Genomic DNA, 12,954 nt, shown 5'->3' with positions numbered 1-12,954 from the left:
CGCGCACTGGTGCGGCAGCAGCGGCGCGTCGGTCGCCAGCGCCACCACGATGGAGCCCATGCCGGGATGCGGCAACTGCGGCGTGAACGGCGAGGGGAGATGCCCCAGGTGGCGGCCCACCGGGTAGCCGCCCACCAACAGCGACTCGCGCTTGCCGTGGTTGGCCTGCACGATGGCGCCCACCGTCCAGCCGCCTTGATCGGCGGGCAAGCGGCGCGATGCGGTGCCGCTGCCGCCTTTGAATTCATGGCAGATCATGCCGCTGCCGCCGCCGACCGCGCCTTCCTGCGGCAAGCCGCTCCGGGCCGCCTGCTGCGCTTCGCGCACGTGTTCAGCCTTGACGTGAAAGCCGTTGATGTCGTTGAGCAGGCCATCGAAGGTTTCCATCACCACCGGCATATTCCAGTACACCGCGTTGTCGCTCGCGGGCAGCGCTTCACGCTCCAGCGCGATCAGCGCATCGCGCACCACGCCCACGCTGTGGGTATTGGTGAAGGCGATTGGGCTGGTCAGCAGGCCCGCTTCGCGCACCCATTCCAGGCCGGTGGCGTCGCCGTTGCCGTTCAGCACGTGCACGCCGGCGAAGCAGGGCGCGTGGCGGGCGGAGCCGGGGCGCGGTTCGATCACCGTCACGCCGGTGCGCACGCTGCGCCCGTCCGCCAAGTCGGCATGAATGCTGGCATGGCCGACGCGCACGCCGGGCACGTCGGTGATGGCGTTCAGCGGGCCGGGCGTGCCCTGGCCGATGATGATGCCCAGATCCTGAGCGCGCTGCGTCATGGTTATTCTCCTTCTATAGAGGGGGCGGCGAGGGGCGCCGTCTGGCGGCCGCGCAGATGGTTCAGCGCCAGCCCGAAGCCGATGATGCCGGCAATGATAATAAAGTCTTTCAGGCTGCTGGCGATCAAAATCGTCCACAGCACGTACAGGCAGCACAGCAGCGCCACCACCACCGGCAGCGGCCACAGTGGCATCAGGTACGGGTGGTGGAAGTGGCGGCGACGGCGACTGATCAGCGCCGCGACCGCCATGATGATGTACACCAGCAGCAGCAGGATCACGGTGAATGAGGTCAGCGATTCGAGATCGGAGCAAAACGCCAGCAGCGCCGAGGGCACGCCGAACAGCAGGGTGGCGATCCAGGGGGTGCCGAAACGCGGGTGGATGATTTTCAGCGCCCGGTTGAACGCCGGCAGCCAGAAGCCGTCACGTCCGCTGGCGAACATCATGCGGCTGAACTGCGCCACGATGGCGATAATGGCGTTGAACACCGACAGATAAATCGCGCCGCTCACCACCCGCGCCAGCGTCGGGCCGCCGAGCTCGGTGACCACGTAGCCGACCGGATCGGCCTGTTTGGCCATCTCCGTCAGCGACGGCGAGCCGATCAGCAGGGCGGTGAACGGCACCAGCTCCACCAGCACCACGATGGCCAGCGTCAGCATGATCGCGATCGCCATTGGCCTGCCCTGTTCGCGCATGTCTTCCGCCATGTACACCGCCGCGCCGTAGCCGTTGTAGGAGAACAGCGCGACCCCGACCATGGCGACGATCAGCGGCAGCGATACCGGCGCCAGGCTGCCTTGCGCGTCCAGCATCACCGGCGCGGTGAGGATCTCCGCGCTTTGATGCGGATGGCTGAAACCGAGCCAGGCGATCAGCGCCAGCACCGCCACTTCGACCACCAGAAAGGCGCCGGTCAGCAGGGCGTTGGCCTTGATGTTGAAAATGGCGCAGATACCGCCGACCAGCACGGTGAGCATGCCGGCGGTGGAGGCGTCGAATTGGGTGCCCAGCGCGGTATTCAGGTAGGGCACTGCGCCGGTGGCCAGCACCGCCGGCACGAACAGCGAGGCGCTGAGGATAAACAGGTAGGTCTGCAACCCGCACAGGGTGCCGAACAGGCGCTTGATGATGCTGTATTCGCCGCCGGCGCTGGGGTGCGCGGCGCCGAGCTCGGCATAGCACAGCGCGATGGCGGCGGCGACGCAGGCGGCGATCAGAAACGACAGAAAGGCGCCGCTGCCGGCGTTGGCGATCGCCAGCGGCGCGATGACGAAGATCGAACTGGCCGGCGTCACGCCGGACGCGGTGATCATCACCACGTCGAGGACGCTGAGATTGCCTTTGAAGGTGTGTTCAGGGGCGGACTCTTTCATTGGGAACTACTCCATTAACGCTTGGGTGAATTGTTGTTGCCGCCAGAAGGGCGACTCTGTTGTCCTGCGTAAAGATGAAATGGAGCGCGTGGAAATACCGGGGAAGCGAACTTCCCCGGAAAGGACTTTTCGTTATGCTGGGATTACCCCTGCCCCGACGGGAAGCTGAAGCTGGCGAGCCGGGCGTCGCCGGAGGCCGGCCAGCGCTGGGTCACGGTCTTGCGTTTGGTGTAGAACCTGACCGCGTCCGGGCCGTAGGCGTGCAGATCGCCAAACAGCGAGCGCTTCCAGCCGCCGAACGAGTGGTAGGCCACCGGCACCGGCAGCGCCACGTTGATCCCCACCATGCCGACCTGAATGCGGCTGGAGAAGTAACGCGCCGCTTCGCCGTCGCGGGTGAACAGGCAGGTGCCGTTGCCGTATTCGTGGGCGTCGATCAAGGTCATCGCCTCCTGCAGCGACGCCGCGCGCACCACGCCGAGCACCGGGCCGAAGATCTCTTCCTGATAGATGCGCATGCCCGGCGTCACGCGATCGAACAGCGTCGGGCCGAGGAAATACCCCTGGCTGGGGCGGCCGTCGTCGCCGGTCACGCTCAGCTCGCGGCCGTCCACCAGCAGCTCGGCGCCTTCGGCCACGCCCTGCTCGATATAGCCTTTCACCTTCTGATAATGCTGTTGGGTCACCAGCGGCCCCATGTCGTTGCGATTGTCGCTGCCGGGGCCGACGCGCATGGCGGCCATCTGTTGCCGCAGCCCGGCGATCAGCGCGTCGGCGGTGCCGTCGCCCACCGCGACCACCAGCGGGATGGCCATGCAGCGCTGGCCGCAGGAGCCGAACGCCGCGCCCATCAGCGCGCCGACCGCGCCGGGGATATCGGCGTCCGGCAGCACCACCGCGTGGTTCTTGGCGCCGCCCAGCGCCTGCACCCGTTTGTTCTGACCGCAGCCGGTGTGATAGATGTGCTCCGCCACCGGCGTTGAGCCGACGAAGCTGATTGCCTTCACGCGTCCGTCATGCAGCAGCGTCTCCACCGCTTCGCGATCGCCGTTGACCACGTTGAGCACCCCCGGCGGCAGCCCGGCTTCCGCCGCCAGCCGCGCGATATACAGCGCGGCGGAAGGGACGCGCTCGGAAGGCTTCAGCACGAAGGTGTTGCCGCAGGCGACCGCCATCGGCCACATCCACAGCGGCACCATCGCCGGGAAGTTGAACGGCGTGATGCCCGCCACCACCCCCAGCGGCTGAAACTCGCTCCAGCTGTCGATGCCTGGGCCGGCCTCTTTGCTGTGTTCGCCTTTCAGCAGTTCCGGCACATAGCCGGCGTATTCGATATTCTCGATGCCGCGCTGCAGTTCGCCCAGGGCGTCGCTGAGCACTTTGCCGTGCTCGGCGGTGATCAATTGGCAGACGGCGTCGGCATGTTGCTCCAGCAGATCCTTGAGCTTCATCATGATGCGCGCGCGTTTCAGCGGCGGGGTATCGCGCCAGGCGGGATAGGCCTGTTCGGCGGCGGCGATGGCGCGCTCCACCGTGGCACGGTCGGCCAGCTGCACCTCCTGCGCCGATTGGCCGGTGGCCGGGTCGTAAACCGGCTGGCTGCGTTCGCCGCCGGCGGCGGGCTCGCCGTTGATCCAATGGGTGATGGTCATGATTCTCTCCTTATTCGGTGGCGTTGAGGGCGTCGCCGACGGCGTTGATCAGCGCGTCGATCTGCGCTTCGCTGCTGATGAACGGCGGCGCCAGCTGCAGGGTGTCGCCGCCGTAGCGCACGTAAAATCCGCTTTCCCAGCAGCGCATCGCCGCCTCGAAGGGGCGCCGCGCCGGTTCGCCGGGCCGCGCCGCCAGCGTGATGCCGGCCGCCAGGCCGATATTGCGAATGTCGGCGACGTGTTTGGCTCCTTGCAGGCTGTGCACCGCGCGTTCGAAATAGGGCGCCAGCGCCTGTACGCGCTCCACCATCTGTTCGCGCTGCAGGATGTCCAGCGTCGCCAGCGCGACCGCGCAGCTGACCGGATGGGCGGAGTAGGTGTAGCCGTGCGGGAATTCGAGCTGGTAGTCCGGCTCGCCGCCGTTCATGAAGGTTTGGTAGATCTCCGGCCGCACCACCACCGCGCCCATCGGCTGCGCGCCGTTGGTCACCTGTTTGGCGATGTTCATGATGTCCGGCGTGACGCCGAACGCCTCGGCGCCGGTCATCGCGCCGCAGCGGCCGAAGGCGGTGATCACTTCGTCGAAGATCAGCAGAATGTCATGCTGGGTGCAGATCTCGCGCAGGCGCTGCAGATAGCCGACCGGCGGCACGATCACGCCGGCGGAGCCGGAGAAAGGTTCGACGATCACCGCGGCGATCGTCGAGGCGTCGCGCAGCGCGATGATGCGGCTGAGCTCATCCGCCAGCTCCGCCCCCTGTTGCGGCATGCCGCGCGAAAAGGCGTTGCCGGCCAGCAGGGTGTGCGGCAGGTGATCCGCCTCGGCGCCGGCGCCGAACGTCTTGCGGTTGCCGGCGATGCCGCCGACCGAGATACCGCCGAAGTTAACGCCGTGGTAGCCCTTTTCCCGGCCTATAAAGCAGGTTTTGCCCGCCTGGCCTTTGGCGCGCCAGTAAGCGCGCGCCATTTTCAGCGAGGTGTCCGCCGCTTCCGAGCCGGAGCCGGTGAAGAACACGTAATCCAGCCCCGCCGGCGTCAGCGCTTTGATTTTGTTGGCTAGCTCGAACGACAGCGGGTGGCCGAACTGAAACGCCGGCGAGTAATCCAGCGTCGCCAGCTGGCGCTGGGCGGCGTCGGTGATTTCCTGCCGGCCGTGCCCCAATCCGCAGCACCACAATCCGGACAGGCCGTCGAAAATCTTTCTGCCGTCGTGGCTGGTGTAATACGCCCCCGCAGCTTGAGTAATGATGCGCGGCTGCGCTTTAAAATTGCGGTTGCCGGTAAAAGGCATCCAATGGGCCTCTAATCCTGCGGCATCGAGGTTATTTAGCGGGTGATTTTCAGCGGCCATGTTTTCCTCCGAACAGGAAAATAAGAGCGATTAATGAAATAAATTGAGTTGTTAACGAATTGTTGTGCGAAATTGACTATGTACCGCTTGTTCTCTACTGTGAATAATCATATGTCGAAACTTACTTAAGGTTTTATGCAAGTAAAAAAGCGCGCGCTGTTAGGACAATTGTCGGATATGGATCTGCGTTTGCTGCGGGTATTCAAGGCCGTGGTCGACTGCGGCGGCATGAGCGCCGCCGAACTGGAGCTGAACATCAGCCTGTCGACCATCAGCAAGCACATCAAGGATCTGGAGCAGCGGCTGGGCCTGACGCTGTGCCAGCGCGGGCGTGAGGGCTTTGCGGTCACCGACGAGGGGCTGATTATCTACCAGGAAACCGTCAACCTGCTGGCGGCCACCGAGGCGTTCCGGCGCGGGGTGGACGAGGTGCACCAGCGCATGGGCGGGCAGCTGCACGTGGCGATATTCGACCATACGGTCAGCAATCCGCAGGCGCAGATCGGCCGGGCCATCGCATTATTCAGCGAGCGCGCGCCGGAGGTTTCTTTGCAAATGTACGTGGAGCCGATTAATACCATTGAACGCGGCGTCATTGACGGGCAATTTCAGGTTGGCGTTATTCCCATGCACCGCAGCGCGGAAAGTTTATCTTATCATTCGTTATTCAGTGAGAGGATGTTCTTATATTGCGGCGCGCAGCATGAATTATTTTCCGGCCCCCATGAAACATTAAATTGGGATCTGCTGCACAATTATGCCTTCGCCGGATTAGGCTATCATTCGCCGAATATGGAACTGAGTCTGCAGCAACATTTGCATCGCAAGGCGACGGGGTTTGCGCAGGAGTCGATCGCCACGCTGATCCTGTCCGGCAAATACGTCGGCTTTTTGCCGGATCACTACGCGGCGTTTTTCGTGGCGCAGAATATGATGCGGGCGATCAAACCGGCGCTGTTCCGCTATCACTGCGAATACTCCAGCGTGCTGCGCCGCTCGCCGGTGCCGCAGCGGGTGGTGAAGCTGTTCCATGAGTGCCTGCTGGCGGCCCACGGAACAGCGTGACGCTTACTGTTCTTTCTTCTTGCCGAAGATTCTGATCAGCGCGCCGACCAGGATGCCGACCGCGATGCCGGCGAAGATCCAGCCGATGATGCCCATTTCCTTACTCCTGCTAGTGCGTTGATCTGATTATACCCGTCATACTTGAAACTGCATCTGTGTTGGCTGCGAGTGCGTACGCCAGTCACTTACTTGAGTAAGCTCCTGGCGAGCCGCCTCTTGCCGCCGGGATGCAGCTCCAACTATTTAGGGTAGATATCATCATTCGACGCGAAACGCCTCTTCGATCATCCGTTGCCGCTGCGCCGGCGCATAGTCGAGCCAGGAATTCTTGCTGTTGGATTTCTCCAGCGCTACCGCCAATTCCTGGCCGGAAATCGGCAAATCGTCCTGCCAGAACGGCGCGATGGCGTGGCGGGTGATGAAGTCGGTCAGATAGCTCTCCGGGCTGCCCTGCCAGTGCGGGTACAGGCGCGCGGCCAGCTCGGCCATCAGCGCGCGCTGCTGCGGCTGTTCGCTGTTTTCCAGCAGGGCGAAGAACGGCAGCAGCAGGCGGCCGCAGACCTGGCCGTGGTGGTAGTCGCGCAGCGCGCCGATCTCGCCGGCGATGCCGTGAATGACCCCCAGCCCGGCGGCGCTCAGCGTCAGCCCGCCGAGGTAGGAAGCCTGCATGATCGCCTCGCGCGCCGCGTCGCTGCGGTTGAGCGCCGGCCAGGCGGCGAGGAAGTGGCGGATGCCGCTCAGCGACATGTCGCGCGTCATGGCGCCGGCGGTTTTCGACAGATAGGCCTCGAACAGGTGGGTGAAGGCGTCGATGGCGCAGTAGGCCAGCACCTTGTCCGGGGCGCCCGCCAGCAGCTGCGGATCGAGAATGGCGGTGTGCGGCACGAAGTTGTTATGGCGCAGCGAGGCTTTCACCTTGCTGATCTGGGTATCGGTGATCACCGCGTTCTGCGTCACCTCGCTGCCGGTGCCGGCGGTGGTGGGAATGGCGATCAGCGGCAGGGTGGCGCCGCTGATTTTGCTGTCGCCCACCTTTTCCATATAGCGCAGCGTTGGCAGCGGATGCTCCACCAGCGCGGAGAACGCCTTGGCGGCGTCCAGCACGCTGCCGCCGCCGATGGCCACTACGCGCCGCGCCTGTCCGCGCCAGCGCGCCACCCAGGCGTCGATTTCCTGCGGCGACGCCTCGTGGCTGACGATCTCGGTGCCGATGAACAGCGGCGCCAGCGATTCGCGCAGGCCGGCGTACACCGGGCCGTTGAGAAAAGATCGGCAGCTGAACAGCAGCGTCGGCTGCGGATCGGCAAGCAGCAGCGGCGACAGCTGTTGGATGCTGCCGTGGCCGAACCAGGTCTGGCGGTTGGCGATGATGTGGCTGACGGACATGAGGTCTCCTTGACGGCGTTGCAGGTCGCGATGCCACAGCATAAGCCAGCGGGCGCGGAGCGGCCACCGCTTTCCCCGCCGCGGCAACCTGTGAGTTGTTTAACATGTAAACGATCGCGTTCTTGCATTTCGGCGCTGCGGATGCTTTTTTTAACAGTACCGGCCGCCATGCGGCCGACCCCATCCGGAATCGGTAGATTGTTAATGTATTAATAATGGCGAGGCGGGTATGGAAATTCAGGTTGAACGCTTGTCTGCGGTGATCGATGCGGTGGCCAGCCCGCGCTTTTATCCCAGCCTGTTGAATTGGCTGGAAGGGTTCTTCGCCTTCGACAACGCCATCGTCTATGCCTTCGAACGCGGCCGGCCGCCGCATTGCCTGATCAAAACCGAGCGGGAAAACAGCGATGCGGTCAACCAGCTCTACCAACAGGGCGCCTACCTGCAGGATCCGTTTTACCGCGCGCTGAGCGACGGCGGCGAAGGTGAGGTGCTCACGCTGCGCCAGCTGGCGCCCTGCGGGTTTTATCACAGCGACTATTACCGCAATTTTTATCGCAAGACCGGCTGGCACGACGAGGCCGGCGTGCTGCTGCAGCTGACGCCGGAGCGCGGGCTGGGGGTGTTCTTCGGCTCGGCGCGCCGCACGGTGGCGGTGCGCTACCCGCAACGGGCGGATCTGCGCAGCGCGTTGACGCTGGTGAAAAGCGTGGCTCGGCTGCACGGTGAGGTGGTGGCGGCGCCGGCCGAGGCCGCGACGGTGAACAGCGACGGCGCGCAGGCGCGCTATCTGCTGACGCCGCGCGAGCGCGAGATCGTCGATCTGATCCTCGCCGGCTGCGGTTCGCAGCAGATTGCCGACCGGCTGTTCATCAGCCTCGGCACGGTAAAAAACCACCGCAAGAACATTTACGGCAAGCTGAACATCGGTTCGCAGGCCGAACTGTTCAGCCTGCTGCTGACCGCCCCGCAGCGGCGCAGCGCGTGAATGTATCGATGTATCCCCTATAGCTTTCAAGCTACAGCTAGGCGGCCAGGACGATAGTCCCCAGGAGCTTACTTAGGTAAGTGACTGGGGTGAACGTCAGCAGCCAACAACGCTGTGGTTTGAAAGATGAAGGGGACGAATGTCCCTAAGGGGACATAGCGAACGATCCCACTGCTCCCGATAATCCGATGTCATGGCATAGGCAATCGGGAGTGCGGCAGTGAACAACGAAATCGAGTCCTTAACCTACTACGCGGCGACCAAAAAATACGATCTGCGCTTCCCGACGCTGGAAGAGGATCTGGACGTCGACGTGGTGATCATCGGCGGCGGCTTCTCCGGCATCAACACCGCGCTGGAGCTGGCGGAGAAGGGCATCACCAACATCGCCATTCTCGAAGGCCGCTATCTGGGCTACGGCGGCACCGGGCGCAACGGCGGTCAGGTGATGGCCGGCATCGGCCACGATCTGGAGAAGATCAAACGCCACGTCGGCCCGTCCGGGCTGGAAACCATCTTCAAGATCAGCAACCTCGGCGCCGGCATCATCCGCGAACGCATCAAGAAATATGACATCGACGCCGACTTCTGTTTCGGCTACGGCTATCTCGGCAGCAACGCGCGTCAGGAGAAGACCCTGCGCGGTTGGCTGAAGGAGTTCAGGGCGGTGGCGCCGGAAGAGGAGATCGAGCTCTACACCGGCGCGGAAGTGAAGCAGGTGGTGGGCTCCGACGCTTACACCTGCGCGCTGAAACACATGGGCGGCGGCCACGTGCATTCGCTCAACCTGCTGCTGGGCGAGGCCAAGGCGCTGAGCGGCTACGGGGTGAAAATCTTCGAGAACAGCAGCGTGCTCAACGTGGAATACGGGCCGCGCATCACGGTGCGCACCGCCATGGGCTCGGTGCGCGCCAACAAGATGCTGTGGGCCTGCAACGGCTTCCTCAACGGCATGGAGCCGCAGATCTACCGCAAGACTATCAACACCTACGCCTTCCAGCTGGCCACCGAGCCGCTGTCTGACGATCTGATCCGTCAGATCAGTCCGATCCGCGGCGCCTACAGCGACATTCGCCCGGTGATCGACTATTACCGGGTGACCAACGAAAACCGGCTGCTGTTCGGCAGCGCCACTCGCCTGATCGAATATTTCCCGTCGGATCTCAAGGCCTGGAACCGCAACCTGATGCTGAAGGTGTTCCCGTACCTGAAAGACGTGAAGATCGATCTGGCCTGGGGCGGCCCGCTGTGCTGCAGCGCCAACCTGTTCCCGCAGATCGGCACGCTGCCGGATCGCGACAACGTGTTTTACGTGCAGGGCTACTCCGGCTTCGGCGTGACGCCGAGCCACATCGTATGCAAGGTGCTGGCGGAGGGCATGAGCGAAGGATCCGATCGCTACGATCTGATGAGCTCGATCCCGCACGTCAACATCTTCGGCAAGGACAAGCTGCGGCGGGTGATGACCACCGCCGGTAAGGTTTGGCACCAGACATCCGGCTACTGGAAAGGCCGCCGTTAACCCTCAGAGGAGAATGACATGAAACCGTTACTGCTTAAACAACCGCTGCCGGAACTGCTGGAGATCGGCAGCGTCAGCAACCTGGGCGCCACGGTGATCGCCGGCACGCCAAACGTCGGCGTGGCCAGCATCTTCGGCGAACCAACCGACAACCTGAACTGCGGCGTATTCAGCTGCACCCGCGGCAGCTTCGTGATGGAGTACCCGTTCGCCGAGCACGCCACGGTGTGGGAAGGCAGCGCCACTCTGACCAACGAACGCACCGGCGAGTCGGTACACTATCAGGCCGGCGACTCCTGGTTCGTCGAGAAGGGCACCCCGGTGCGTTGGGACATCACCTCGGATCGCTTCGTCAAACACTACCTCGCCATCGTCGAAGGCTGACGCCGTCGTGCCCCCTCAGCCTGCTGAGGGGGAACGCCTTAGCCTAACGCCCGCGCAATAAAATCGGTCACCCGCTTGAGGATCTGATCCTTATTGGTTTCGTTAAAGCTCTCGTGCCGCCCGCCCGCATTGATCATCCGTTCGAAATCGTCGCCCTGCAGACGATCGAGCGCGGTTTGCGTTTCGCTCATCAGCACTAACCGATCGTCGTCGCCGTGGATCCATAGCGTGGGCAGCGCGCCGAACCCCGGTCCGGCGTTGATGGCGGCGAGGATCCGCTGCATGGCGCGCAGGGTGGGGCGCTTGAACGGCCCGTGCCACACCAGCGGATCTTCCTGATACGCTGCGCCGACCGCCGGATCGCGCGCCAGGGTGGCGGTATCCAGCGGCGCGTCGGGGATCGTCGGCAGTTCGGCCAGATCGGAGATCGCCGTTCTGTCGCCGAGCAGCGGGCCGGACAGCACCAGCGCGCGCACTTCCTCGCCATGGCGCTGCACGTAGCGGGTGGCGATCATGCCGCCCATCGAGTGGCCGATCGCCACCAGCGGCAAGGTGGGGTATTGCTGCCGGAAATGGCTGACCACGCGCTGCACGTCGTCGACCACGGCGTCATAATCCTCGATCAGCACGCGTTCGCCCTGCGACAGGCCGTGGCCGAGGTGGTCGGGGCCGAACACCCGCGCGCCCTGCGCCTGCAGCGTGCGCGCCACGTATTGATAGCGGCCGAGATGCTCGCCGTAGCCGTGCACCAGCAGCGCCAGATAGCGCGGCTTGTCGTTTCCCCAGTCGTGCACGGCGATGTCGCCGTGACGGCCTTTGATAAAGCTGACGGTTTGTTCGGACATGTTATTGTTCTCATGGTGGTAGGGTTGCCCTTCAGCGTAGCGGCTGGCGGCGAGGTTGTCAGGGGCGCCGGGTGCGGCGCCCGCAAAGGGGGATTACAGGCCGAACTGGCGCGCCAACGCGTCGAGCGCTTCGCGCTGGAAGCGGTTGAAGGCGTCGCGCGGCTGCTGTTGCTGGATGAATGCCAGCAGCGGATCCTGCACTTCAGTGCGCACGCCGCTTAGCTGTTCCATCACCGCCAGCCCGCAGAACGGCACGTAGGATTCGGCGTAACCGCCTTCATGCACCATCACCAGTTTGCCGCCGCACAGCCGGTCGGCGGCGTCCTGCACCAGCGCGGTCATGGCGCGGAAGCTGTCGCTGTGCAGCTGCATGCGCGCCAGCGGATCGAGGGCGTTGGCGTCGTAACCGCAGGCGACGATGATCAGCTCCGGCTCGAATTTTTCCAGCGCCGGGATGATGATGCGCCGCATGGCGTGCAGGTAGCCGTCGTCGCCGGCGCCGGCTAGCATCGGCACGTTAACGTTGCAGCCCGCCCCGTCGCCTTCACCGCGATCCTGCTCGCCGGAATAGCCCGCCGGGAAGCAGCCGTCCTGATGCAGCGACAGCGTCAGCACGTCGCCGCGCTGCCAATAGATGTGCTGGGTGCCGTTGCCGTGGTGCACGTCCCAGTCGAGCACCGCCACTTTTCCGAGGCCGTAACGGGCCTTGGCGCGCTCGATGGCGATGGGAATATTGGCCAGGAAGCAGAAGCCCATCGATTGATCCGGCAGGCAGTGGTGGCCCGGCGGGCGCGACAGCGCATAGGCATTATCCAGTTCGCCCTGCAGCACCGCCTCCACCGCCGCACAGGCCAGGCCGGCGGAGAGTTTGGCGATTTCATAGCTGCCCGGCCCCAGCGGCGCTTCCTCCCCCAGCAGGCCGCCGCCGCTGTCGCTCACCTGTTTGAAGCGCTGCAGGTAGTGGGCGGGGTGGATGCGCAGCAGGTCTTCTTCCGTCGCCGGTTCGGCGCTCAGCAGGGTGAGCCGGCGCGACAGGCCGGATACGTCCATCAGGTTCTTCATGCGCCGTTTGGTTTCCGGCGACTCGGCATGGCCGGCGCCCGAGGGCGGTTGCACCCAGCCGCCGACCGGCAGGGTGGTGGCGTGCAGGCCGGTGCTGTGCCAGAAACAGCGTTCATCAAACAAGAAACCGGTTGTTCTTTTCACCTTTCTCCTCCTGTTATACGGCGCGGTGCGCGCGGTGAAGCCAGCGAAATCAACAGCAGCGACAGCAGCGCGCAGCCCAGCGCGCCGAGCAGCAAGGCGTTGAAACCGCCGGAAGATTCGATCAGAGAGCCGGCCAGCGTCGGGCCGATGGCCATGCCGCCGCCGATCACCAGGTTGATGCCGTTCATCAGCTTGCCGTCGTTATCCAGCCCGGCGACCCGCGCCAGAATGAACGGCAGCACGAAGGTCCAGGTGAATTTGAACAGCAGAGCGGCCAGGGCGAAGCGCAGTAGCAAGGGTTGGCCCGTCAGCAGCGCCATCCTTATTAACTTCTTGTATTGCGAGAACGAGAACCTTCGTCCCACCCTGGTGTGAAGACTTGCACGGGCTTCATGG

General features: G+C 64.1%; 11 protein-coding genes and 1 pseudogene. 4 read left to right on the top strand and 8 right to left on the bottom strand.

From position 1 onward, the window contains the following. The 4 genes from ACTJJ6_RS23440 to ACTJJ6_RS23425 all read right to left on the bottom strand — a co-directional run. Nucleotides 1-780: P1 family peptidase (locus ACTJJ6_RS23440; protein ID WP_440827449.1), on the bottom strand; the 780-nt coding region annotated here is incomplete at its 3' end. Between the two features lie 2 nt (nt 781-782). Next, on the bottom strand, nt 783-2,159 hold the full coding sequence (locus ACTJJ6_RS23435; RefSeq protein WP_049300757.1) for an APC family permease: 1,377 nt from the start codon (nt 2,157-2,159) through the stop codon (nt 783-785). Nucleotides 2,160-2,302: 143 nt separating this feature from the next. Further along, nucleotides 2,303-3,811, bottom strand: coding sequence for a CoA-acylating methylmalonate-semialdehyde dehydrogenase (locus ACTJJ6_RS23430; protein ID WP_048795368.1), 1,509 nt, complete (start codon nt 3,809-3,811; stop codon nt 2,303-2,305). Nucleotides 3,812-3,821: 10 nt separating this feature from the next. Beyond that, nucleotides 3,822-5,162, bottom strand: coding sequence for an aspartate aminotransferase family protein (locus ACTJJ6_RS23425; RefSeq protein ID WP_049300753.1), 1,341 nt, complete (start codon nt 5,160-5,162; stop codon nt 3,822-3,824). A 135-nt stretch (nt 5,163-5,297) separates the two neighbouring features. Between ACTJJ6_RS23425 and ACTJJ6_RS23420 the strand changes: the two genes are divergently transcribed. Further along, on the top strand, nt 5,298-6,227 hold the full coding sequence (locus ACTJJ6_RS23420) for a LysR family transcriptional regulator (RefSeq protein ID WP_016929209.1): 930 nt from the start codon (nt 5,298-5,300) through the stop codon (nt 6,225-6,227). A gap of 258 nt (nt 6,228-6,485) precedes the next feature. Here the strand turns inward: ACTJJ6_RS23420 and ACTJJ6_RS23415 are convergent, their stop codons facing one another. Continuing rightward, a complete protein-coding gene (locus ACTJJ6_RS23415) occupies nt 6,486-7,613 on the bottom strand; it encodes an iron-containing alcohol dehydrogenase (RefSeq protein WP_176063716.1) in 1,128 nt (375 codons plus the stop codon). A 229-nt stretch (nt 7,614-7,842) separates the two neighbouring features. Here ACTJJ6_RS23415 and ACTJJ6_RS23410 point away from each other — a divergent pair, with 229 nt between their 5' ends. From ACTJJ6_RS23410 to ACTJJ6_RS23400, 3 genes are all read left to right on the top strand, one after another. Beyond that, nucleotides 7,843-8,601 (top strand): helix-turn-helix transcriptional regulator, encoded by a 759-nt coding sequence (locus ACTJJ6_RS23410; RefSeq protein WP_016929207.1) that lies wholly within the window; start codon nt 7,843-7,845, stop codon nt 8,599-8,601. Nucleotides 8,602-8,821: 220 nt separating this feature from the next. Continuing rightward, nucleotides 8,822-10,123, top strand: coding sequence for an NAD(P)/FAD-dependent oxidoreductase (locus ACTJJ6_RS23405; protein ID WP_239044219.1), 1,302 nt, complete (start codon nt 8,822-8,824; stop codon nt 10,121-10,123). Between the two features lie 18 nt (nt 10,124-10,141). Then, the gene (locus tag ACTJJ6_RS23400) at nt 10,142-10,507 is read left to right on the top strand and encodes a cupin domain-containing protein (protein WP_004933207.1); all 366 of its coding nucleotides are present in this window, start codon (nt 10,142-10,144) and stop codon (nt 10,505-10,507) included. A 38-nt stretch (nt 10,508-10,545) separates the two neighbouring features. On the opposite strand, the gene ACTJJ6_RS23395 is transcribed toward ACTJJ6_RS23400, so the two are convergent. The 3 genes and pseudogenes from ACTJJ6_RS23395 to ACTJJ6_RS23385 form a co-directional block, all read right to left on the bottom strand. Next, the gene (locus ACTJJ6_RS23395; RefSeq protein WP_193843251.1) at nt 10,546-11,352 is read right to left on the bottom strand and encodes an alpha/beta hydrolase; all 807 of its coding nucleotides are present in this window, start codon (nt 11,350-11,352) and stop codon (nt 10,546-10,548) included. Between the two features lie 93 nt (nt 11,353-11,445). Further along, nucleotides 11,446-12,558, bottom strand: a complete 1,113-nt coding sequence (locus ACTJJ6_RS23390; RefSeq protein WP_016929203.1) for a class II histone deacetylase — start codon at nt 12,556-12,558, stop codon at nt 11,446-11,448. Continuing rightward, nucleotides 12,555-12,887, bottom strand: a pseudogene (locus ACTJJ6_RS23385) (MFS transporter); the annotation flags it as partial. The pseudogene ACTJJ6_RS23385 and the gene ACTJJ6_RS23390, both read right to left, overlap by 4 nt. Nucleotides 12,888-12,954 lie beyond the last annotated feature (67 nt).

Source organism: Serratia sp. 22278 (assembly GCF_052045405.1).
GTDB classification, from domain to species: Bacteria; Pseudomonadota; Gammaproteobacteria; order Enterobacterales; family Enterobacteriaceae; genus Serratia; species Serratia marcescens.
Note: the sequence above shows the minus strand (reverse complement) of the source record. Positions and strands in the feature narration are given on the sequence as shown.

What these genes read in the sequence shown, in the direction of transcription:
- ACTJJ6_RS23435 (WP_049300757.1), bottom strand. Translation starts at nt 2,159, where the DNA reads ATGAAAGAGTCCGCCCCTGAACACACCTTCAAAGGCAATCTCAGCGTC.
- ACTJJ6_RS23430 (WP_048795368.1), bottom strand. Translation starts at nt 3,811, where the DNA reads ATGACCATCACCCATTGGATCAACGGCGAGCCCGCCGCCGGCGGCGAA.
- ACTJJ6_RS23425 (WP_049300753.1), bottom strand. Translation starts at nt 5,162, where the DNA reads ATGGCCGCTGAAAATCACCCGCTAAATAACCTCGATGCCGCAGGATTA.
- ACTJJ6_RS23420 (WP_016929209.1), top strand. Translation starts at nt 5,298, where the DNA reads ATGCAAGTAAAAAAGCGCGCGCTGTTAGGACAATTGTCGGATATGGAT.
- ACTJJ6_RS23415 (WP_176063716.1), bottom strand. Translation starts at nt 7,613, where the DNA reads ATGTCCGTCAGCCACATCATCGCCAACCGCCAGACCTGGTTCGGCCAC.
- ACTJJ6_RS23410 (WP_016929207.1), top strand. Translation starts at nt 7,843, where the DNA reads ATGGAAATTCAGGTTGAACGCTTGTCTGCGGTGATCGATGCGGTGGCC.
- ACTJJ6_RS23400 (WP_004933207.1), top strand. Translation starts at nt 10,142, where the DNA reads ATGAAACCGTTACTGCTTAAACAACCGCTGCCGGAACTGCTGGAGATC.
- ACTJJ6_RS23395 (WP_193843251.1), bottom strand. Translation starts at nt 11,352, where the DNA reads ATGTCCGAACAAACCGTCAGCTTTATCAAAGGCCGTCACGGCGACATC.